This window comes from Halalkaliarchaeum sp. AArc-GB, from assembly GCF_031432225.1.
GTDB lineage: Archaea > Halobacteriota > Halobacteria > Halobacteriales > Haloferacaceae > Halalkaliarchaeum.
Genome location: NZ_JAVKGM010000011.1, coordinates 1 through 17,277, shown reverse-complemented (window position 1 = coordinate 17,277; position 17,277 = coordinate 1). Strand labels below are relative to the sequence as shown.

Below are 17,277 nucleotides of genomic sequence, written 5' to 3'. Positions count from 1 at the left end.
CCGGCTGTATAAAAAGGCGGGCGATCCAGTCGTCACGTTCGAGGCGTTCGTCGCGTTCGGCCTGGGTGGCCAGAGCGGTCAGGAGCGCTGCTCGGAGACCACTTGTTCCCCGTCGTGTTCGACCGTCACAGCCGACGGGAGTTCGTCCTCGAACACGACGACCGCCTCGTAGTCGATTCCGATCGGGGCTTCCCCGCACGCATCGTCCTCGCCGGCGTCCTCGTAGCTTTCGACGTTCACGACGAGCGTTCCGTTTTCCAGCGTGCCGTTTATACGGGTGACACGCTCGAGTCTGGCGACGTAGCAGGTGTTGTCTCCCGGAATGGTTCCCGACACCGTGACTGTCTCCGCTTCGAACCTCACGGTTGCAGCCTCCTCGAATTCGAACGCGGAGCCGAGCACGTCGAACCGCGTCTCGCGGACGCCCGCTACGCCGTCGTCGGGAGTTCCACCGTCGGTCGGCGTGTCGGTCACGTCGGTCCCTCCCGCGTCGGTTCGATCCTCGTCTGGTGGTTCATCGCTGCGTCCGGTTTCGAGGCACCCGGCACCGCCACCCGCGATTGCGGCGGCGGCCGCCGCGAGCAGGGTGCGTCGGTTCATCCCACACCAGGGTTCTGTCCGTTCATAGCTCTTTGTACGATCGCGGCCCGTCAGACGAGCCGGCACGCTCCTGACCTCGCCCCTGCCTTTCGGCTGACGAATCCGGTTCGAGGGGCGTCTCCCCGGTCGGGTTTCGAGGGATCAGGAGCGCCCCCCACCGACGATCCGCACGTCGTCGAAGCCGAACACGGGCGTGCCGTCGTACGTCTCGCCGGCGAGTTTCGCTTCGTCGTCATCGCGATCGAAGCCGGTGTCCCCCGTCGCGAAGTGACAGTGCCAGTCCTCGTCGCCGCTGTCGTTCACGTCGTCGACGTGGCCGCCGGCGTGAATCGGAACTGCCCCGTTCCCGGTGTCGATCGTCGTGGGTGCGCCGAACCTGACCGTGTCCGGGTCGAGTTCGGCAGGCGAATCGAAGTCGGCTGTTTGCAACACCGCGACCGGGACGTTCGTCTCTTCCCGAAGATTGACTGGGTTGGTCCCGCTGCCGTTCGGTTTGACGTCGATCGAGACTCGGATGTGCACGGTGACGTCTTCTCGGTGAACCGAAAGCTCCTCGTGGGAGGCCCCGTCGTCGTCGGTGACGGTGAGCGTGACTGTCATCAGTCCACCTTCGTCGTACGTGTGTTCGATCGTGGGTTCGTCGGTCGTCTCGATTGTGCCGTCGCCGAAGTCCCACTCGTATTCGTCGATCTCACCGTCGGGGTCGAACGACGCATCGGCGTCGAACGCGACGGGTTCGCCCCGGACGGCCGGCTGTTCCGGCGGGTCGACCAGCACGTCGAACTCAGCGATCGGATACGCGTTGATCCGGATCTCCTGCTCGGTCACCGACAGTTCCTCGTCCGAGCCACCGTCTTCGTCGGTGACGGTGAGCGTCACGTCGAATGTCCCGTGGTTCCCTTCGCCGACCGGCCCGTAAGAGTGTTCGATCGTGGGTTCGTCGGTCGTCTCGGTGGTCCCGTCGCCGAAGTCCCACGCGTACTCGTCGATCTCTCGCGCAATCCCGGTGTGTCTATCAGTCGGGGCTTCCGAGGCGGACGCGTCGAAGATGACGGTGTCCCCTTCGTTCACGGGTGGGTCGTTTGCGACCTCGAAGGCTGCGGTCGGGTAGCCGAGCGTCGTGACTACCAGTCGGTCGCCGTGCTCGGTCGATTCCCATCCTTCGGCGTCCTCGGTCACGGTTGCGGCTGCCCGGAAATCGTATCGGGTGTCCGGTTCGAGATCCTCGGCGATTTGTCCGAAGAGTTCCTCATTGCCCAGGATCGGGGCAATCGGCTCGTCCGGAGAGATTTCCTCGCCATCCGTGCGCTCCCAGCCGGACGTGCCCTGTATTCGGAATTCGAAGAACACCTCGGCGGTATCCGAGCCGACGAGATGGTTCACCCGACCGATCAGCGACGCATGCTCGTGGCGTCTCGCGCCGGTTCCACGGGTCTCCACCTCGAGCAGGTCGTTTGCCGAATCGAGGCCGAGCGCGTTGGCGACGTCGACCAGGCCAGCGCCCTGTTCCTGTGCATCGAGTCCGAGATCCTCGGCCGTCGACTCGAGGACGTCCTGGACGTCTCCCGGCGGGGTTCCGTTCGCGAGCAACAGCGCCGCGGCGCCGGCGACGTGTGGCGCAGCCGAGGAGGTCCCGCCGGTCCGGTGGGTTCCCCCGTCCAGCCGCGTTGTGAGGACCCCCCGGCCGTCCTGAGGCGATCCTGGCGCGGGGGCCGTCGGCGCGCCGATGTCGACCTCGGGTCCCGTCGACGAGATCGTCGACAGTTCGTCCAGTTCGGTGATCCCACTCACGCCGACGTCCTGTGGATAGCCGCCCGGGAACGTCACGTCCCCGCCCCGTTCGTTCCCGGCCGAGGAAATCAACACGACGTCCCTGGCTGTGGCGTACTCCATCGCATCCTCGACGGTCTGGCTGTGGGACGACCCCAGGCTCATGTTCGCGATGTCGATGTCGTTGTCGGCAACCCATTTGATCCCCTCCGCCAGGTCCGAGGAGAAGCCCTCTTCGGTTGCGCCGGCCCACACCTTCACCGCGTGTAAGGTCGCTTCGGGGGCCACGCCGATCGGGCGATTGCCGGTGTCGTGGGAGGCGGCCACGATTCCGGCGACGAGCGTTCCGTGGCCGTTGTCGTCGTGCCAGTCCTCGGGACAGTCGCCGCTGTCGCAGACGTTCGGCGCGAAGTGAAGCGAGGGATGGAGGTTGTCGACCAGTTCGTCGTGGCGGAGGTCGATCCCGCTGTCGACGATCGCGACGCTCACCCCCGCGCCGGTGTGTCCCGCCTCGTGGGTGATCTCCGTGTCGATGCGATCTGCGCCCCAGTCGAGGTCGGCTCCACCGTGCCCCTCGGGCCGGATCGTGCTGTCGTCTTCGACGTACCGGACGTTCGGATTCCGCCGGAGCCCCCGGAGCGCCTGGTCGGGCCACCGGCCGACGATGGCCTGTCCGATCCGCCCGAAATCCAGTGTTTTGATCGTTCGATCCGCCGGCAATCCGCGTTCGACGGTCCTCGCTCGGCCGGGCTGGACGCCGACGATTCGTCGGTTCGGTCGCGCTGCAGCTGCCGGTTGGGCACCGATGGCACCGACGGCACCGGCAGCGCCGGCAGTCCTGAGGACGGTTCGGCGACTGATCGGGAGGGCGTCGTCGGATTCGGATTCTGTGTGGTTCTGGTCTGTCATGGATTGATCTCACTGCTTCACACTGGCCACCGGGCGGGACGTTCTCCGTTCCCGGTGGCCGCCTTCCTCGCAGACGGGACGGCAATAGCGGCGGTCGCAGTACCTGTGTGAAGTGGTAGCTACTGGCGCGATTATATCATCAAGTTAACTATTGAAACTGTGTCACCTGTTGACAAGATTTCACGACCTGGACGGACAGTGTGGATCCGTGTCTGGGGGGTGTGACTGTGGATCCGTGTCTGGGGGGTGTGACGAGCGGGGATCCCGGCGATCGCCGGATCGGTTCGTCTCACGGAAAGAAATTTTCCCCCGGTGTCCGTAGTCTGCGGTCGTGCTCGAGCCCCTCCCCTCGTCGTCCCAGGCGTTCACCGTCGTGGGCCTGCTCGGATTCGTCCAGGTCGCCCTCGCGGCCGTCCTCACCGGGGTTCTCTGGCGGTATCTGCTCCCGGACTGGCTGGTCGTCGTGGCGTTCCTCGTAGTTGTCCTGGCGCTCATCCCCGTGTTTAAACCGCTGTATCGCCGGTACTTTCCCGACCGTCCGGAAACGAACATCCAACTCGAACGGAACCCATGATCGTCAGCATTCACCACTACGAACTGGCGGACTCGGCCACGGCGGACGACTTCAGGGAGGCGGTTCGGGACGCCGAACGGCGCGACGTGTTCGATCTTCCGGGACTCGTCGAGTATCGGTTTCTTCAGGGGATCAAAGGCACTCGAACGGGCCGGTTCACGGCGGTGTGGACCTACGAGAGCCGGGCCGCCTGGCGGGATCTCTGGGGCCCGGTCGACGATCCGGTGTCGAAAGAGGCGTATCCCGATCAGTGGCTGGTCTGGGAGGACGAGTTGCTCGCGCCGATCCTCGCCGGGGATCCCGACGAGATCGAGTACACCTCATACGAACTGCTCGGCGGGACGGACCGATCGGTCTGAGGAGGGCGCTCTCTGTCTCTCCTTGCGCATCGCGAGCGCCGACGCGTCGTTTGTTGGGATAGCTCAAACGCCGACTGGTGTTTCGAGAAGGCTTATTCTCGAATGGCAGATACTGTGGCGTATGCACCGACGCCGGCTGCTCACTTCGATCGGCGCACTGGCATCGACGGTGGGTGTCGCCGGCTGTCTCGCCGGGCGCGAGGGCGCTTCCGGGAACGAGTCCACGGAGTCGCTCCCGGAGGCGTGTCCGGTGGACACCCTCCAGGGAGTCGACCCGCCGGCGGAGGTCGATCGCGAGTCGGCGATGTCGTTCGTGGAACGATACGAGGAGGCGTACATCGAACGCACCGCGATCGACCGGGATCAGTACGACCGCGTCGAAGGACCGGGATCCAGTGTCGAATCGGTCACGACCGTCGACGACGGCTATCGCCTCGACGTGGAAACCTTCTGGGGAACGTGGGAGCCGGACCGGGCGGCCCTCGAGTTCGACGCCGTCGGCGACGTCGACGATGACACCGTGGATGCGGAACCCGACGCCACCTACTCGTCGGCGTTCGAGGGGAACGAGACGCTCCGCGACCCCTTCGAGGAGGCGATCGACGAGAACAGAACCGCCGTCCTCCCCGAAGCAGCTCCCGAATATCGGGCGACGCGGGACCGGCTCGACGCGGCCGCAGGGCAGGTCGACGGAGTGGTGATCGACTATCGGGGTGAGCTGGTCCGGGTGTCGGACACCTCGGTACCCGGGGTGCATGGAGACCACTACCGGCTGGCGACGTACTTCGTCGCCTCCGGGATCGTCTATCGGACCGAAGACGACACTGCCTCCCCTCGCGAGGGGACGCCGGTCGAGTGTCGATCCCCGTGATTCTGCGGGGGATCGCTTTGGTTTGGTCTTTGGACGACGTGGGACAGATCGGTATCGACCTCGAAAGCCCCGAGTCGCTGGAGTCGAGGGCTTCGGTGCGCTCCTCGCTCACTTCGTTCGCTGCGGTGCTTCCGTCAGCCGTCTTCCTCCAGCGACTCGCCCCTTTCAGTCCCTATCCCGCTGTCTGACACGAAGGGCGGCGGCCAGTACCACGTGTTCACGATAAGTTGGTTAGATACCGTCGCAAGTCGTTTGACTTCGGTAGCTTTAGTAATACAGAGAGATAAAGATACTACTAACGATGGCAAGTAGTACAAATGAACCAAGAGTAGTACGCGTGTCTCAGAAGGGGCAGGCCACGATCCCGAAGGAACTGCGAGAGAAGTTCGGGATCGAGACGCCGGGCGAGGTGTTCGTCTACGAAGAGCAGGGGCGTATCATCATCGAGCCGGTGCCGTCGCCGGATGAGCTCCATGGAATCCACGCTGGAGATCACGAACGGGGTGACGTGCTGGAGCGGGTTCGTGAACTGACGGATGATGAAAAACGCACGGAAGAGGAGCGAGCTGAACGGCTCCGCCCGTCAGAGGACGCATGAGCGGCGGGTACGTCTTCGATACTGAAGCGATCATCGCCTTCCTGTACAACGAACCCGGCCACGAGACCGTCGCTGATCTTCTCGAAGCGGTCTTCACCGGTAGTGCTGACGGATTCCTAACCGAGACAAACGCGAGTGAAGTGTTCTATCTCGTTGCTCGGTTCGAAGGCGTGGATGACGTTCCGACAGACGTCTCGCTGCGGGAAGCTGACCGAGACATTCGTGCACTCGAACGGCAGGGATTGGTACTCGAAGCGGCTGACTGGCGACTGGCAGCAGAAGTGAAAGCCGGTGGGAGCATCTCTCTTGCCGATGCGTACGCCGTTGCGCTCGCCCGCGAACGTGACGCGACGCTCGTCGCCGGGGCTGACGATGACTTCGACGAACTGCCTCTCGAAGTCGCTGTGCACCGGTTCTGCGAAGACGGTGTGTGAACCGCCTCGGGGTCACGTGGTTCGAGAGACGAAGTCTCCCGTCATCACGAAGATCTCCGATTGAGCCGGGCGTTCCTCGAGGACATCGACGCAACGTGGCGGGAACAGGGGTTCAATTCGCGGAGCGAATTCCTCCGGTATGCGGCCCGGGACGCGGTGAAGCATCCGGCGTTCTCCCGGGAGGGGGTAAAGCAGATCGCCGCGAGCGAACACGAACTGCGCTCCGGGGACGCGCAGCTGGTTTCGCGCGAGGAAGTCGTCGAGATGATCGACCGGGACGAGGATGGCGAGTGAAGACGATTGGACGTGGACGTTCTCCCCGCGTGCCGCAGACCAGTTCGAGCGCCTGGACCCACACGTTCAAGGTCGTATCGTCTCGAAACTGGACGGTCACAATCTTTCGCCGTCAAAATTCATATAATGTATGAAGACGTACGTCGAGTGAAGGCATGTCCCGAACCACTGCCACCATCCCGGACGATCTCACCGATCTCATGGAGGGGGCCATCAGAGCGGGGATTTTCGAAAACAAAAGCGACGCCATTCGACACGTCCTCCGCGAATACTTCGAAGAGAACCGGAACGAACGGGTTGCAGCTGCGGTTTCGCTGTACGAGGACGGCGAGATCACACTCGGAACGGCCGCCCGGCTCGCCGGCGTCAACCGGTTCGAGATGCGAGAGATACTGCGAGAAGAGGGTGTAGAGCTGCGGTTCGGTCCCACAGACATGGACGCCGCGAGAGACGAGATTGAGGCCGCCCGCGACCTCGAATGAACGGCGTACCGAGAAACGCGACGGTTCTCGACACTACCGTGCTTTCGAATTTTGCGCAGGTCAACCACGTCGAGTTGCTGCTGAATCTGCCCCGTCTCGTGACTGTGGAGGCTGTTCGGGAGGAACTCGAAGCCGGGGCTGAAACACACCTGTACGTCGAAAACGCCCTGGCCGTCCTCGGAAGAGAGATCCCGGTCGTCACTCCATCTGCATCGACGGAGACACTGGAAGAACAACTCCTCGAATCGCTGGATCCCGGAGAGGCACAGGCGTTGGCCGTCGCAGCGGTCGCAGACGGCATGCTCGTCACCGACGATGGCGACGCGCGCACGATCGCAGCGCAGCGCGGTGTGGGTCTGACCGGATCTATCGGCCTCCTGGTACGATTCGTCGAAAGCGGCCACGTCTCGGCGGCGACGGCCGACGAGTATCTCAAACGCTGGATCGACGAGGCCGGTTTCCGGTCGCCCGCCCGCGACTTCGACGAGTTTCTCGAGGAGTGAGTCGTCGGCTTCGACTGTCGTGAGGACGCCTCAGACGTGAGTGTTGGTGCTTTTGCGACAGTCGAGGCGACTTCCAACGCCCCACCCGGACCGGCTGATCGCGTAGCCCCCAACGAGGACGAATCCGATATCTGACTGCTCCAGTTCCTCGAGCACTTCGATGAGTGCCTCGCTTCGGGCTTCTTGACTCGCGGTCAGGCAGGCTCCATCCGGTAGGCTGCGTCAGTGTCGACGTCGTCGTACATCCGTCCGAGCATGTCGAGTGCCGACTCGAAGGTCGCCTCGTACTCGTTCGCGAACGCCACGGTCTCCTGAAGCGGGACGACGGGCCGTCCGTCGACCATCTCGGGATCGATCTGTGACCGCGGCTCCAGAACGACCTGGATGGCGCCGTCGAGGTCTTCGGCGGGCTGGCGCTCCTGTGCAGTCGGGATGTTGAACCGATCGAAAAACGCCGTCCAGGCGTCGAGGTCGGACTCGTGGACGGCGACGAACAGGGGGTAGTCCGCTGGATCGCGAGCGACCTGGTAGCCACCGCGGGTCCAGACGTAAACCGCGTCGATTTTCGTGTACGCGTACTCCATCCCCGCGAACTGCGGGAGGACGTACGCTTCCGAAATCGACGGTGACGACGTGTCCGCTGACGCCGTCAGGAGCTCGAGACCGGCGTCTCGGATCGTTCGGTCGACGAGGTGGAGGCCCTCGTCGTATGCGACGTAGCCCGCCTCCTCGAGCCGGTTCACGACGCGCCGAATCGTCTCCCGGTTCTCGTCGATCTTCCGCGCGACGCCCGAGATGGAATCGCCCGGATCGAGCGCGAGGACGACCTTGAGTTCCTTCTCACCGCACAGTTCGTACATCCTATAGTTGCACAATTCTGTGCTACAGACAAAAGAATTACTATTCGTGTGGGTCTGCGGGCTGGATCCGGCGGGTTCGTGGACGTACTCGCGGAAATCGTTCTCGGGAACCCCGATCGGTCTGTTTCGTGTGACACGATCGGGTGGCCGATCCGGAGAGACACACCACTCTTGCAAGTGAAGCGCGACGTGGTCGGGGGATGCACTGGACAGTCACGCTTCACTCGAACTGTCGGTGTGTGGGTTCTTCGTCCGACGGGAGACACACCCCACCACGTCGAGTGTTCTGCAGACCAGTCGGTGGTGTGTCTGTGTCGTTTCCGGCACCGGTCCGGATCGACTTCCATTGAGGTCGAGGTCGGAACGAGAGCCGCCGTCACCGAACGGCAGTCGGGGATTTCGCGCCGTGTTCGATCAGTTCGCTGTCAAAGGAGACGAGCGTTGCATCGATCGCATCGGCAGCAGCAAATACGAGGGCGTCCATCGGATACAGCAGCGTTTCGGACTGGAGTCGGTTCGCCGCCATCACGTCCGACGCGTCGGGAAACGTGACTGTCGTCCGAGACACGATCCGGTTTTCGATTTGCTGTATTCGGTCCCGTTCGAATCCCTTCTTTTTCGTCAGCACGCTTCGCAGTTCCATCAGATTCAGCACGGACACGAACTGCTGGTCTGTGTCGTTGAGTAGCTCGATCGCGTCATCGGACCGATCGGTATCTCGGGTGACGGCTGCGACGAGAACGTTCGTATCGAGAAGGAGTTTCATATCCGTTCGCGGAGGTCTCGCACTTCCTCGACGGAATCGACTTCCACGTCGACAGCCAGCTCCGCGAGTGCATCTCCCAGGGGCACGGTTTCGTCGTCTTCGGGATCCGAACCCATGAACTCTCTGAAATCGTCCGTGGTGAGACTCATACGCGTTGATTGCACTTCATCCCGCAAAAAGCCTTGCCGAGAATCGTCTTCACAGTGTCGAATGTTCTGACGACCAGCCGGGAGAGACACACCACCGTCGACGTGTTCTCCAAGGGGTTTCGCGATCCATCCACACCCCTCGTTTCGCCTGTTCTTGATTCGTCGGTCTTCGAGGGTTTCGAGGAGATCGAGTACTCGTCGTACGAACTGGTCGGTGTGGGGCCTGGTGACTGATTCTGCTGGGAATCGCTTTGGTGTGCGTTCTCGACGACGTGGAACACTCGGTGACGACCTCGAAAGCCCCGAGTCGCTGGAGTCGAGGGCTTCGGTGCGCTCCTCGCTCACGTCGTTCGCTGCGGTGCTTCCGTCAGCCGTCTTCCTCCAGCGACTCGCCCCTTTCAGTCCCAACCCCGCTGTCTGACCGGCCGGTTGCCGTCAGTTGTGACCCCAATATAGCGAGCGCTTTCGAATCGTTCTGTGGTTCTGTTGTATTCTCGGTGGCTTCTTCCGGAGTGCCCTCCCCGTAGCCCCGCCACACACACCACCGTGTCGATCGTTCTTGGGACGACCCCCGACGATCTCGAGTCGTGAGGCGTCGGAAGTCGCGTGGCATCGCGAGGGGGCGTCTTCGAATCATCTCGGCTCCGTGGTTCGTTCCTGGCGGTACAGCACCGAGGTGGACTGTCGAGGTCAATCGCGGACGTCGATCCAGAACAGACGAAACGAGGGGTGTCCTCCCGCGAAAACCTCGATCTCTTCGGAATCTGATCGGTGAATCGAGAAAATCGAATCGGTACGCTCGTGTATCGGAGTACACAATCCGGGTTCGAACCCGAATCCTCCGGGTCGCACCCTGACTGTACCCGGAGACGGCCGGACCTCGTCACCTACTCGGACGACCGCGCGTGGGGGCGCGGTCGCCCCCGGAATAGCCGACAGCCGGTCTTCACTACGACCGCCTCTCGTTACCTACCGGGACGACCGCGCGTGAGGGCGCGGTCGCCCCCGGAATAGCCGACGTCCGAGCCTCTCGGTCACTCGTGAAGCCAGTCGTACCAGTCTCCGAGATCGACAATTTCGTTTTCGAGGCCGTCAGCGCCGTCCTGTGCGAACACCTCGTCGAGGGCCCGTCCCAGCCCTTCGGGATCACGGTCGGGAAGATCCTGTTCGCGGTACAGAACGATCCCGGCGTGTGTTTGATCCCGATGGAACGGCTCGAAGGCTCTCCCGACGTGCTCGTCCAGACGGAGCGTCGGACCGGTCACTGGACCCGCTTGTTCGGCTTCAGCGACTCGTTCTCGACGCGGTCGAAGGCGGCCTCGTTCGTTCGCTCGAACTCGCGGAGTTCCTCGAGGTGCGCGTAGTAGTACGAAAGCGCCTCGTACACCTCCGAGAGGGAAATCCCGAGCTGGTCGGCCACGTGGGCCGGCGGCTGCCCGGCGTCGACCGCCCGCGCGGCGACGTGACGGACGCCGATTCGGGTCCCCCGATGCGGGGTTCCCCGCCGAGGACGTCGTCGGTCCGGACGATGCGCGTCATCTCTGTGGGAGGATCGGTCGTCACCGTCCATAACCCGTCGGCCTCGGCAACGGTACTGTTCAGCGTCCCCGTGAACGTCCCGCCGTTCGCACCGGAGGAGCCGTCACTCCCGCCACTGGTCCAGCCATACCTGTTCCCCTGCGAGTTCGGACGGCGGGTAGTGATCCAGAACGCGTTCGAGGGTTCGAACCGCGTTCCCGGGGGTCCGTCGCAGAAAGAGCGTGTCGGTGTAGATAACGATGCCCGAATGTTCGATTGCGTCCCCCACGGCCCCCGCGAAGTCTTTCTTGTCGTGGGTGACGAGCACGTGCCCTTCCTCGGCACAGTACTCGAGCAGACGACGGTCGGAGGGCCCTTGCGCTACCGCATCGGCCGCGGTCACGACGTCGTATCCGTTCGATCGCAGTGTCGTCACGAACACGCTCGGAACGTGCTCGTCGACACAGAACGCCACCGTCACTGTGCGGGCTCGGGGGGTTCCAGCGCGCAGTCGGCCAGCCTCGCGGTCGTCGCCTCGCGTTCCGCACGCAATTGCTGCATCTCCTTCGGATGATCGTAATAGTACGCGAGGGCTCCGTACACGTCCCCGAGCGACCGGTCGAGCTGATCGGCGACGTCTTCGGGTGCGTATCCGCCGTCGATCACGAGCTCGTAGACGTCGAGAACGCCGATTCGGGTCTCCTCGATGCGGGGTTCCCCGCCGAGGACGTCGTCGGTCCGGACGATGCGCGTCATCTCTGTGGGAGGATTGGCCGTCACCGTCCATAAACCGTCGGCCTCGGCAACCCCCACTACGGACGGGACCTGCGACTTCCGGACGAGCGCGCTCTCGTGTGCAGCACGCGCTCTTTGAACTCCTCGAGTGACGGCAGTTCGATCTTCCTCGAGACGAGCCCGTAGTCGGTGGTAGCGTTCAGAGAAGAGCGGAGCGGTCGGAACTGCATCCAGGTGATTGAAAGCCCCTGACGCGCTCCGGTTGCGGGGCTCTTACGGCTCGCTTGGCTCGCGGTCAGGCAGGCTCCATCCGGTAGGCTGCGTCAGTGTCGACGTCGTCGTACATCTGTCCGAGCATGTGGAGTGCCGACTCGAAGGTCGCCTCGTACTCGTTCGCGAACGCCACGGTCTCCTGGAGCGGGACGACGGGCCGTCCGTCGACCATCTCGGGGGCGATCTGTGACCGCGGCTCCAGAACGACCTGGTAGCCACCGCGAGTCCAGACGTAGACCGCGTCGATTTTCGCGTACGCGTACTCCATCCCCGCGAACTACGGGAGGACGTACGCTTCCGAAATCGACGGTGGCGACGTGTCCCCTGACGCCGTCAGGAGTTCGAGACCGGCGTCTCGGATCGTGTGGTCGACGAGGTGGAGGCCCTCATCGTCTGTGACGTCGCTTGCGTCCGGCGAGCCTTTTCGGCGCGTTCGATTGCGGCGTCGGATCGGTCGGTGCACGGAGTGCATGCGGATCACTACAAAAGGGTGACGTACTTGGTCGCGTCCGGATCGTCTATCGATCTGCAGACGGGACTGTGTCCCCTCGGGAGGGGACGCTGTTGGAGTGTGGAGTTCGGTGATCCTCGTGAGTGGGTCACGTCGGGAAGACGGATGATGGGATGGCTTATCCGTGGGTGGTGGTGCTTTTGTGGGGGTAGGATGTCCTCGAAAGCCCCGAGCGGCTACGCTCCCGCGGCTCGTTGTGCCCTTCACTCACTTCGTTCGTTCCAGTGCTTACGTCACCGGGGTTCGCGTAGCCGCTCGCCCCTTTCAGTCCCACCCGAACCGGCTGCTCGGTTGGCTGCTGTCGGATGCAATTTAAAAGGAGCGTGCGTTTCGAACCGTACTCGGGTTCGGCTGTTTCGCGGTGGTTTCTTTCTTCTTTTCTCCTGGGAAGTCCGAAACACCCACCACCGTTTCAATCGTTCTTGGAGATTTTCGGTCGGTCGTCTGAGGTGAACTCCCGGTCTCGGGGTGCTGGGCGGGGGAGGTACGTTCCTGCTCGCACTGGGCGGCCAGTTCGGGGACGGTGGCCTGGCTCGTCGTCGAGTCGGTGTCGGTGGCTCGTTCCTGTAGCGTCGCCGCGTCACTTCCGGTGTCTCTCGCGGCAGTGATATGTGGTTTGTTCATTCGATTTCAGTGGTGATAATCGGGAGGTTGGATTTATCAGTGGTGCAAGGGAAGTCGTCGGTAGCCACCACGATGATCGGACCGACGTCGTCGACTGCTGGTCGCTGGGCGTGCGGTGCTGCAGTGAGCTGGGGGCCGGCCGATCGTCAGTGGGGGGTTGAAACACTACGACCATGCAATTGAACGCGTTTTTCGAGGACAGAGAGGCAGTATCGCCCGTCATCGGCGTTATCCTGATGGTTGCGATTACGGTGATTCTCGCAGCCGTCATCGGGACGTTCGTGCTCGGTCTGGGTGACCAGGTCGGGGATGCAGCGCCGAATGCGAATTGGGATACGGAAGCGGCGGATGATGAGGTGACGTTTACGCACAATGGCGGGGATAGTGTTGATCCTGCTACGCTGAATGTGACTGGCGTCCCTGAGGGTCAAGACAACTTGGATGAATTTGATGAACCGCTGACCGCAGGTGACACGATTGAAGTTACAGGCCTAGACGGTGAGGATGGTACAGCCAACCTCGTCTGGCAATCTGGGGATCGATCGTCAATCCTAGCTTCGCAAGAATACGACTTCACCAACAGCTAAACCTTTTTTCTTAGCTGTTGTATTTCACTTGCAGAAATTTAGCGCAGGGTAACTGAAGACGGAAATGGTTTCCAAACGGTATACTTGAAAGCTAAATAATCATATCTGATAACTTGGGGCCGGGGTTTAATTTACATCTGTTAGTATACATGGATAACCACCATAACGCAACGGGAAGTCAACAGGGGCCTCATGTGTCTAACTGCACGATGGGGCACTAACCCTTCCTTACGTCATGGTGGTAATACAACGAGACAACCTAACCATGCAATTGAAACAATTCATTCAAGACAGGAAGGCCGTCTCTCCTGTCATCGGCGTCATCCTGATGGTTGCGATTACAGTAATTCTCGCAGCCGTCATCGGGACGTTCGTGCTCGGCCTGGGTGATCAGGTCGGGGATAGTGCGCCGAATGCGCAGTTCGAAGGAGAAATGACCGCAACCGGCGATACTATGGAGAATAATATTGTTCTCGTAACGTTTACACATACCGGCGGAGACGCTGTTGAGAACGATACATTGTCGGTGAACATCGTGACCTCTGCCAATGCCAGCGTTAGCATCAATAGTAGTGCAAGTGATCGCCATACGGCAGGGAGTGAGGTTCCCGTTGACGTAGCAAATGAGGATGGTTCCAATGATGTAGATCTCGAGGCAGGAGATACGGTTAATCTCCTCTGGGAGTCAGGGGACCGATCTAGTGTCCTTCGCTCCTTTGACCTCCCACGTGGAATTACTGTAAACCAATAAATATATTATTTCTTTGAATTTATATTTTCTTTCGTATCCACGGCGTTGAGAATGCTATCGTGGTTTTGGTGCTTCTGCAACGGTCGAGACAACTTCGAAGATCGCGAGTCGCTGGAGTCGGTTGTAGTTCGGCCTCGCACCGCTTATCGTTTGAGTCGCCCGGTAGATTCGCTTGCTTACGCCAGTTGCCCCCCTCCACCGACTCGCCCCTTTTAGCCCCACCCGGACCGGTTGATCGGCTGGCCTCTGTCGGATGCGACTCCAACAGACCAAGGTCTTTCGAAGCGTTCTCGGGTTCTGTTATACTTCCGATAGTATCTTCTTTCCAGCGAATTATGACACTCGCAGATCACCGTTTCATTCGTTCTTGAGAACCTCGGAATAGATTGTTTCTATCAAGCGACAGGTTGGCCGGTCCAGAGAGGCACACCACTCTTGCAAGTGAAACGTTCGTGTATCGGGCTCCACAATCCGGGTTCGAACCCGAATCCGCCGGGTCGGACCGTGGCTGTGCCCGGAGACGGTCGGATCTCGTCACCTATCGGGACGACCACGCCCTCGTGATCCGTCACGACGAGTCGTTGCTCCGGGTCGAAGGGGCTCTAGTTGAGGCCGGTCATCTCAATGCATCTGCCTCAAGCCCTCTCTGCTCGGTCCTTCAGAGGTGGTCGATCGGCTCGTTGATGATCTGGAAGATTTCGCTCGCCCGGTAGAACCGATTCCGGTCTTTCCCGGTGAGTTCTTCGAGTATGCCGTCATTTTCGAGCTGTCCGATCAGTCGGTTGGCTGTGCTGTATTCGACATCCAACCAGTCGGCTGCTGTGTTCACGTCCAAGTACGGATCTTCGAAGAGCCGCATCACCAGTTCGAGGATATTCTCGGACCGCTCGCTCTGATAGCGCTGTTGATACTCTTCTCGGAGGTCGACTAGCAGGTTGGCCCGCTGGTGGGCCTCATCTGCTTGCGACTGCACGCCACGCAGGAAAAACAGGAGCCACTCTTCCCATTCACCGTGCTGACTGACTGACAAGAGATGATCAACGTACGCTGACCGTCGTGCGTTGAAATAGGAACTCAGGTAGAGATACGGCTCGGGCAAGAGACCGTCCCGTTGCAGAAGGAGACTGATCAATAGCCGCCCGAGTCGTCCGTTCCCATCGAGAAACGGGTGAATCGTCTCGAACTGGTAGTGGATCAGCCCGATTCGGAGAAGTGGATGCAGATTCGTCTCGTGGTTCGCATACTCGAGCACGTCTTCGAGAAGGTCGGGGATCTCGTTCGGTGGCGGCGGCACGTACCTGGCGTCTTGGATGTATGGCGTACTGCCGATGAAGTTCTGAGTCGTACGGAGTTCTCCTGGGTCAGCCTCGTCCCCACGGACACCCGAAAGCAACCGGTCGTGCATCTGGCATAGCAATTCGACGGTGATTGGATCGCCAGCCGTGATCGCATCCAATCCGTGCGTCAGCGCGTGCAGATAGTTCACGACTTCTTGGGTGCCCTGCTGTCTGTCTTCGTCGATGAGAGCTTTTTGTCCGGCCTCATACGCGTAGATGTCCGATAGCGTAGCATGTGTCCCCTCGATTTGGGAGGATTCCAGCGCTTCTTTTCGGATGAACGGCTCGATAAGGATTTCTCTCGAGCCGACACGTGGACCAATGCCATGGAGCCGACCGAGTGCCTGTGTCGCCTCCGCTAGCGGCGTAATGAGCCGTTCAGTATTGATCGAGGGCGGAAGCGGATCAGGTCGAAACGCCGCATACGTCCCCTTCGATGTCGTCGTGGGAACAATCTCACCGGGCGCTGCCTCGTCGAAGTCATCTCGCTCCATTGGTGGTATCCCTACGAATATGCCCACCACTATTGGCATTTTTGGTACCAAATCAAAATAAAACTCTGGCTGATTGCGCTGTTACAACTACTCAGTTCGATGCCCATGACCGATTCGTGAGGGTCTGCGGGCTGGATCCGGCGAGCGCCTTCGACGGGTTCGTGGACGGACTCGCGGAAATCGTACCCGGGAACCCCGATCGGTCGGTGTCGTTCGACACGATCGGTTGGCCGGTCCGGAGAGACGCACCACTCTTGCAAGTGAAGCGCTCGAGGATCGAGAAGGGCCACTGGATGAGCTCCTCGCAATACGGATACGTCGTTCGTTGCTGGAAGAGCACACTCCCTGTGTGGAGTGCTCTGCAGTCGAGTCGGGAGAGACACACCACTGTTTCGAGTGAAGCGAACAGTAGTGCGTCGTTTTCGTCGTTAGCCTCTCTCTCGATGGCGACACTCCACCGTTTCAACTAATGCGCTGATACTTTGTGGGGATCACGAGTGGAGGCTCTTCACGGTTGGATCCCCGACTGTGAGCGTTCCGTCGTGGGTACGATCCTGTGGAGGCCCCCTGCTGTTTCGTCGCTTCACTTGCAAGAGTGGTGTGTTTGGGTTGTTCGGAAACCAGTTCGACTGGGATCCAATCGAGCTCGACGGTGGTGAGTTTCCTTCTGAGTCAGGACACTCGACGCGGTAGAGTGGGGCACTGCTACTTGTCTGTCGAGTTGCCGGTTTTGAATATCCGATCCAGCATAGAGGAAACCAGCGGTGTGTACGCGGTGTAGTGTGTCTCATCGTACCGGCAAGGCACCGCGTCCGAATCGGCACGCTTGTGTATCGGGATCCACAACCCCGGTTTGAACCCGAATCCGCCGGACTGCACCGTGGTTGTACCCAGAAACGGTTGGAGCACATAGGTTCCGTGACGACCAGGTCTTTGTGTGCAGTCGCCTCCGGCATAGCCGACAGCCGGTCGTCCGGCACCGAGGTGGGGGTCAATCCCCCTGCACATGCTGGACCGGGCCAGAATCAGGCGGGTGCCTGACCCGCGTCCGGCGCGTCGAGGGAAACCTCGACGTCGATTTCGTCGAAGCGAACGATCGGTCGTTTCGCCCGGCCGTCCGTTTCGAACTCGACGACGTTGAGCGCCTCGAGTTCGGTCAAGTTACGGTGTACCTCCTTGAAGTCTCGGTCGACGGCTTCGGCGGCTTCACGCATGCTTTCGGGTTCGTGTTCCCGGATCGCCCGCAACAGTTGGAGGTTCGCGGGACTCAGCAACCGG

23 protein-coding genes and 1 pseudogene are annotated in these 17,277 nt (G+C 61.2%); 11 read left to right on the top strand and 13 right to left on the bottom strand.

The genetic code is table 11. The features are described 5' to 3' along the window. Positions 1-78 precede the first annotated feature (78 nt). Both RH858_RS11015 and RH858_RS11010 read right to left on the bottom strand, forming a co-directional pair. Positions 79-600 (bottom strand): hypothetical protein, encoded by a 522-nt coding sequence (locus tag RH858_RS11015; protein ID WP_310561881.1) that lies wholly within the window; start codon positions 598-600, stop codon positions 79-81. Between the two features lie 141 nt (positions 601-741). Next, positions 742-3,279: a S8 family serine peptidase gene (locus RH858_RS11010; RefSeq protein ID WP_310561880.1), complete on the bottom strand. Its 2,538-nt coding sequence runs from the start codon at positions 3,277-3,279 to the stop codon at positions 742-744. Between the two features lie 331 nt (positions 3,280-3,610). On the opposite strand from RH858_RS11010, the gene RH858_RS11005 reads away from it, so the two are divergent. The 8 genes from RH858_RS11005 to RH858_RS10970 all read left to right on the top strand — a co-directional run bounded on the left by RH858_RS11005 (position 3,611) and on the right by RH858_RS10970 (position 7,394). Further along, positions 3,611-3,853, top strand: coding sequence for a hypothetical protein (locus RH858_RS11005; protein WP_310561879.1), 243 nt, complete (start codon positions 3,611-3,613; stop codon positions 3,851-3,853). Then, positions 3,850-4,212, top strand: a complete 363-nt coding sequence (locus RH858_RS11000; protein ID WP_310561878.1) for a hypothetical protein — start codon at positions 3,850-3,852, stop codon at positions 4,210-4,212. The genes RH858_RS11005 and RH858_RS11000 overlap by 4 nt, the downstream gene beginning before the upstream one ends. 121 nt (positions 4,213-4,333) lie before the next feature. Then, positions 4,334-5,083 carry a hypothetical protein gene (locus RH858_RS10995; RefSeq protein WP_310561877.1) on the top strand — a complete coding sequence of 250 codons (750 nt, stop codon included), beginning with the start codon at positions 4,334-4,336 and terminating at the stop codon, positions 5,081-5,083. 337 nt (positions 5,084-5,420) lie between these two features. Continuing rightward, positions 5,421-5,681 carry an AbrB/MazE/SpoVT family DNA-binding domain-containing protein gene (locus tag RH858_RS10990; protein WP_310561876.1) on the top strand — a complete coding sequence of 87 codons (261 nt, stop codon included), beginning with the start codon at positions 5,421-5,423 and terminating at the stop codon, positions 5,679-5,681. After that, on the top strand, positions 5,678-6,115 hold the full coding sequence (locus RH858_RS10985) for a PIN domain-containing protein (RefSeq protein WP_310561875.1): 438 nt from the start codon (positions 5,678-5,680) through the stop codon (positions 6,113-6,115). Before RH858_RS10990 ends, RH858_RS10985 begins: the two co-directional genes overlap by 4 nt. A 60-nt stretch (positions 6,116-6,175) precedes the next feature. Further along, positions 6,176-6,409, top strand: coding sequence for a ribbon-helix-helix domain-containing protein (locus RH858_RS10980; protein WP_310561874.1), 234 nt, complete (start codon positions 6,176-6,178; stop codon positions 6,407-6,409). A 155-nt stretch (positions 6,410-6,564) separates the two neighbouring features. After that, on the top strand, positions 6,565-6,891 hold the full coding sequence (locus RH858_RS10975; protein ID WP_310561873.1) for a UPF0175 family protein: 327 nt from the start codon (positions 6,565-6,567) through the stop codon (positions 6,889-6,891). Next, positions 6,888-7,394: a twitching motility protein PilT gene (locus tag RH858_RS10970; protein WP_310561872.1), complete on the top strand. Its 507-nt coding sequence runs from the start codon at positions 6,888-6,890 to the stop codon at positions 7,392-7,394. Before RH858_RS10975 ends, RH858_RS10970 begins: the two co-directional genes overlap by 4 nt. Positions 7,395-7,588: 194 nt before the next feature. On the opposite strand, the gene RH858_RS10965 is transcribed toward RH858_RS10970, so the two are convergent. From RH858_RS10965 to RH858_RS10955, 3 genes are all read right to left on the bottom strand, one after another. Continuing rightward, positions 7,589-8,254, bottom strand: coding sequence for a helix-turn-helix domain-containing protein (locus RH858_RS10965; protein WP_310561871.1), 666 nt, complete (start codon positions 8,252-8,254; stop codon positions 7,589-7,591). A gap of 376 nt (positions 8,255-8,630) precedes the next feature. After that, a complete protein-coding gene (locus tag RH858_RS10960) occupies positions 8,631-9,020 on the bottom strand; it encodes a PIN domain-containing protein (protein ID WP_310561870.1) in 390 nt (129 codons plus the stop codon). After that, positions 9,017-9,169 (bottom strand): hypothetical protein, encoded by a 153-nt coding sequence (locus tag RH858_RS10955; protein WP_259534168.1) that lies wholly within the window; start codon positions 9,167-9,169, stop codon positions 9,017-9,019. The genes RH858_RS10960 and RH858_RS10955 overlap by 4 nt, the downstream gene beginning before the upstream one ends. A 33-nt stretch (positions 9,170-9,202) precedes the next feature. On the opposite strand from RH858_RS10955, the gene RH858_RS10950 reads away from it, so the two are divergent. Further along, positions 9,203-9,403: a hypothetical protein gene (locus RH858_RS10950; protein ID WP_310561869.1), complete on the top strand. Its 201-nt coding sequence runs from the start codon at positions 9,203-9,205 to the stop codon at positions 9,401-9,403. Between the two features lie 800 nt (positions 9,404-10,203). Here the strand turns inward: RH858_RS10950 and RH858_RS10945 are convergent. The 6 genes from RH858_RS10945 to RH858_RS10920 all read right to left on the bottom strand — a co-directional run bounded on the left by RH858_RS10945 (position 10,204) and on the right by RH858_RS10920 (position 12,158). Further along, positions 10,204-10,434, bottom strand: a complete 231-nt coding sequence (locus RH858_RS10945) for a hypothetical protein (RefSeq protein ID WP_310561868.1) — start codon at positions 10,432-10,434, stop codon at positions 10,204-10,206. Further along, the gene (locus RH858_RS10940) at positions 10,431-10,739 is read right to left on the bottom strand and encodes a DUF433 domain-containing protein (protein WP_310561867.1); all 309 of its coding nucleotides are present in this window, start codon (positions 10,737-10,739) and stop codon (positions 10,431-10,433) included. Before RH858_RS10940 ends, RH858_RS10945 begins: the two co-directional genes overlap by 4 nt. Before the next feature lie 72 nt (positions 10,740-10,811). After that, positions 10,812-11,168, bottom strand: coding sequence for a DUF5615 family PIN-like protein (locus tag RH858_RS10935; RefSeq protein ID WP_310561866.1), 357 nt, complete (start codon positions 11,166-11,168; stop codon positions 10,812-10,814). Continuing rightward, positions 11,165-11,443: a DUF433 domain-containing protein gene (locus RH858_RS10930; RefSeq protein WP_310561865.1), complete on the bottom strand. Its 279-nt coding sequence runs from the start codon at positions 11,441-11,443 to the stop codon at positions 11,165-11,167. Before RH858_RS10930 ends, RH858_RS10935 begins: the two co-directional genes overlap by 4 nt. A gap of 274 nt (positions 11,444-11,717) precedes the next feature. Continuing rightward, entirely contained in the window at positions 11,718-11,963 is a 246-nt protein-coding gene (locus RH858_RS10925) for a hypothetical protein (protein WP_310561864.1), read from the bottom strand. 9 nt (positions 11,964-11,972) lie between these two features. Beyond that, complete coding sequence (locus RH858_RS10920; RefSeq protein ID WP_310561863.1) at positions 11,973-12,158, bottom strand: hypothetical protein; 186 nt, start codon at positions 12,156-12,158, stop codon at positions 11,973-11,975. Positions 12,159-13,003: 845 nt separating this feature from the next. On the opposite strand from RH858_RS10920, the gene RH858_RS10915 reads away from it, so the two are divergent. Together RH858_RS10915 and RH858_RS10910 are read left to right on the top strand one after the other, a co-directional pair. Further along, on the top strand, positions 13,004-13,417 hold the full coding sequence (locus RH858_RS10915; protein ID WP_310561862.1) for a type IV pilin N-terminal domain-containing protein: 414 nt from the start codon (positions 13,004-13,006) through the stop codon (positions 13,415-13,417). A 265-nt stretch (positions 13,418-13,682) separates the two neighbouring features. Beyond that, a complete protein-coding gene (locus RH858_RS10910) occupies positions 13,683-14,168 on the top strand; it encodes a type IV pilin N-terminal domain-containing protein (protein ID WP_310561861.1) in 486 nt (161 codons plus the stop codon). Between the two features lie 658 nt (positions 14,169-14,826). Here the strand turns inward: RH858_RS10910 and RH858_RS10905 are convergent. Together RH858_RS10905 and RH858_RS10900 are read right to left on the bottom strand one after the other, a co-directional pair. After that, positions 14,827-15,999: a Fic family protein gene (locus RH858_RS10905; protein ID WP_310561860.1), complete on the bottom strand. Its 1,173-nt coding sequence runs from the start codon at positions 15,997-15,999 to the stop codon at positions 14,827-14,829. A 1,025-nt stretch (positions 16,000-17,024) separates the two neighbouring features. Next, positions 17,025-17,277, bottom strand: a pseudogene (locus RH858_RS10900) (hypothetical protein); the annotation flags it as partial.

What these genes read in the sequence shown, in the direction of transcription:
- RH858_RS10965 (WP_310561871.1), bottom strand. Translation starts at nt 8,254, where the DNA reads ATGTACGAACTGTGCGGTGAGAAGGAACTCAAGGTCGTCCTCGCGCTC.
- RH858_RS10985 (WP_310561875.1), top strand. Translation starts at nt 5,678, where the DNA reads ATGAGCGGCGGGTACGTCTTCGATACTGAAGCGATCATCGCCTTCCTG.
- RH858_RS11015 (WP_310561881.1), bottom strand. Translation starts at nt 600, where the DNA reads ATGAACCGACGCACCCTGCTCGCGGCGGCCGCCGCCGCAATCGCGGGT.
- RH858_RS10930 (WP_310561865.1), bottom strand. Translation starts at nt 11,443, where the DNA reads ATGACGCGCATCGTCCGGACCGACGACGTCCTCGGCGGGGAACCCCGC.
- RH858_RS10995 (WP_310561877.1), top strand. Translation starts at nt 4,334, where the DNA reads ATGCACCGACGCCGGCTGCTCACTTCGATCGGCGCACTGGCATCGACG.
- RH858_RS10915 (WP_310561862.1), top strand. Translation starts at nt 13,004, where the DNA reads ATGCAATTGAACGCGTTTTTCGAGGACAGAGAGGCAGTATCGCCCGTC.
- RH858_RS11000 (WP_310561878.1), top strand. Translation starts at nt 3,850, where the DNA reads ATGATCGTCAGCATTCACCACTACGAACTGGCGGACTCGGCCACGGCG.
- RH858_RS10970 (WP_310561872.1), top strand. Translation starts at nt 6,888, where the DNA reads ATGAACGGCGTACCGAGAAACGCGACGGTTCTCGACACTACCGTGCTT.
- RH858_RS10905 (WP_310561860.1), bottom strand. Translation starts at nt 15,999, where the DNA reads ATGGAGCGAGATGACTTCGACGAGGCAGCGCCCGGTGAGATTGTTCCC.
- RH858_RS10910 (WP_310561861.1), top strand. Translation starts at nt 13,683, where the DNA reads ATGCAATTGAAACAATTCATTCAAGACAGGAAGGCCGTCTCTCCTGTC.
- RH858_RS10975 (WP_310561873.1), top strand. Translation starts at nt 6,565, where the DNA reads ATGTCCCGAACCACTGCCACCATCCCGGACGATCTCACCGATCTCATG.
- RH858_RS11010 (WP_310561880.1), bottom strand. Translation starts at nt 3,279, where the DNA reads ATGACAGACCAGAACCACACAGAATCCGAATCCGACGACGCCCTCCCG.
- RH858_RS10955 (WP_259534168.1), bottom strand. Translation starts at nt 9,169, where the DNA reads ATGAGTCTCACCACGGACGATTTCAGAGAGTTCATGGGTTCGGATCCC.
- RH858_RS10925 (WP_310561864.1), bottom strand. Translation starts at nt 11,963, where the DNA reads ATGGAGTACGCGTACGCGAAAATCGACGCGGTCTACGTCTGGACTCGC.
- RH858_RS10940 (WP_310561867.1), bottom strand. Translation starts at nt 10,739, where the DNA reads ATGGACGGTGACGACCGATCCTCCCACAGAGATGACGCGCATCGTCCG.
- RH858_RS10960 (WP_310561870.1), bottom strand. Translation starts at nt 9,020, where the DNA reads ATGAAACTCCTTCTCGATACGAACGTTCTCGTCGCAGCCGTCACCCGA.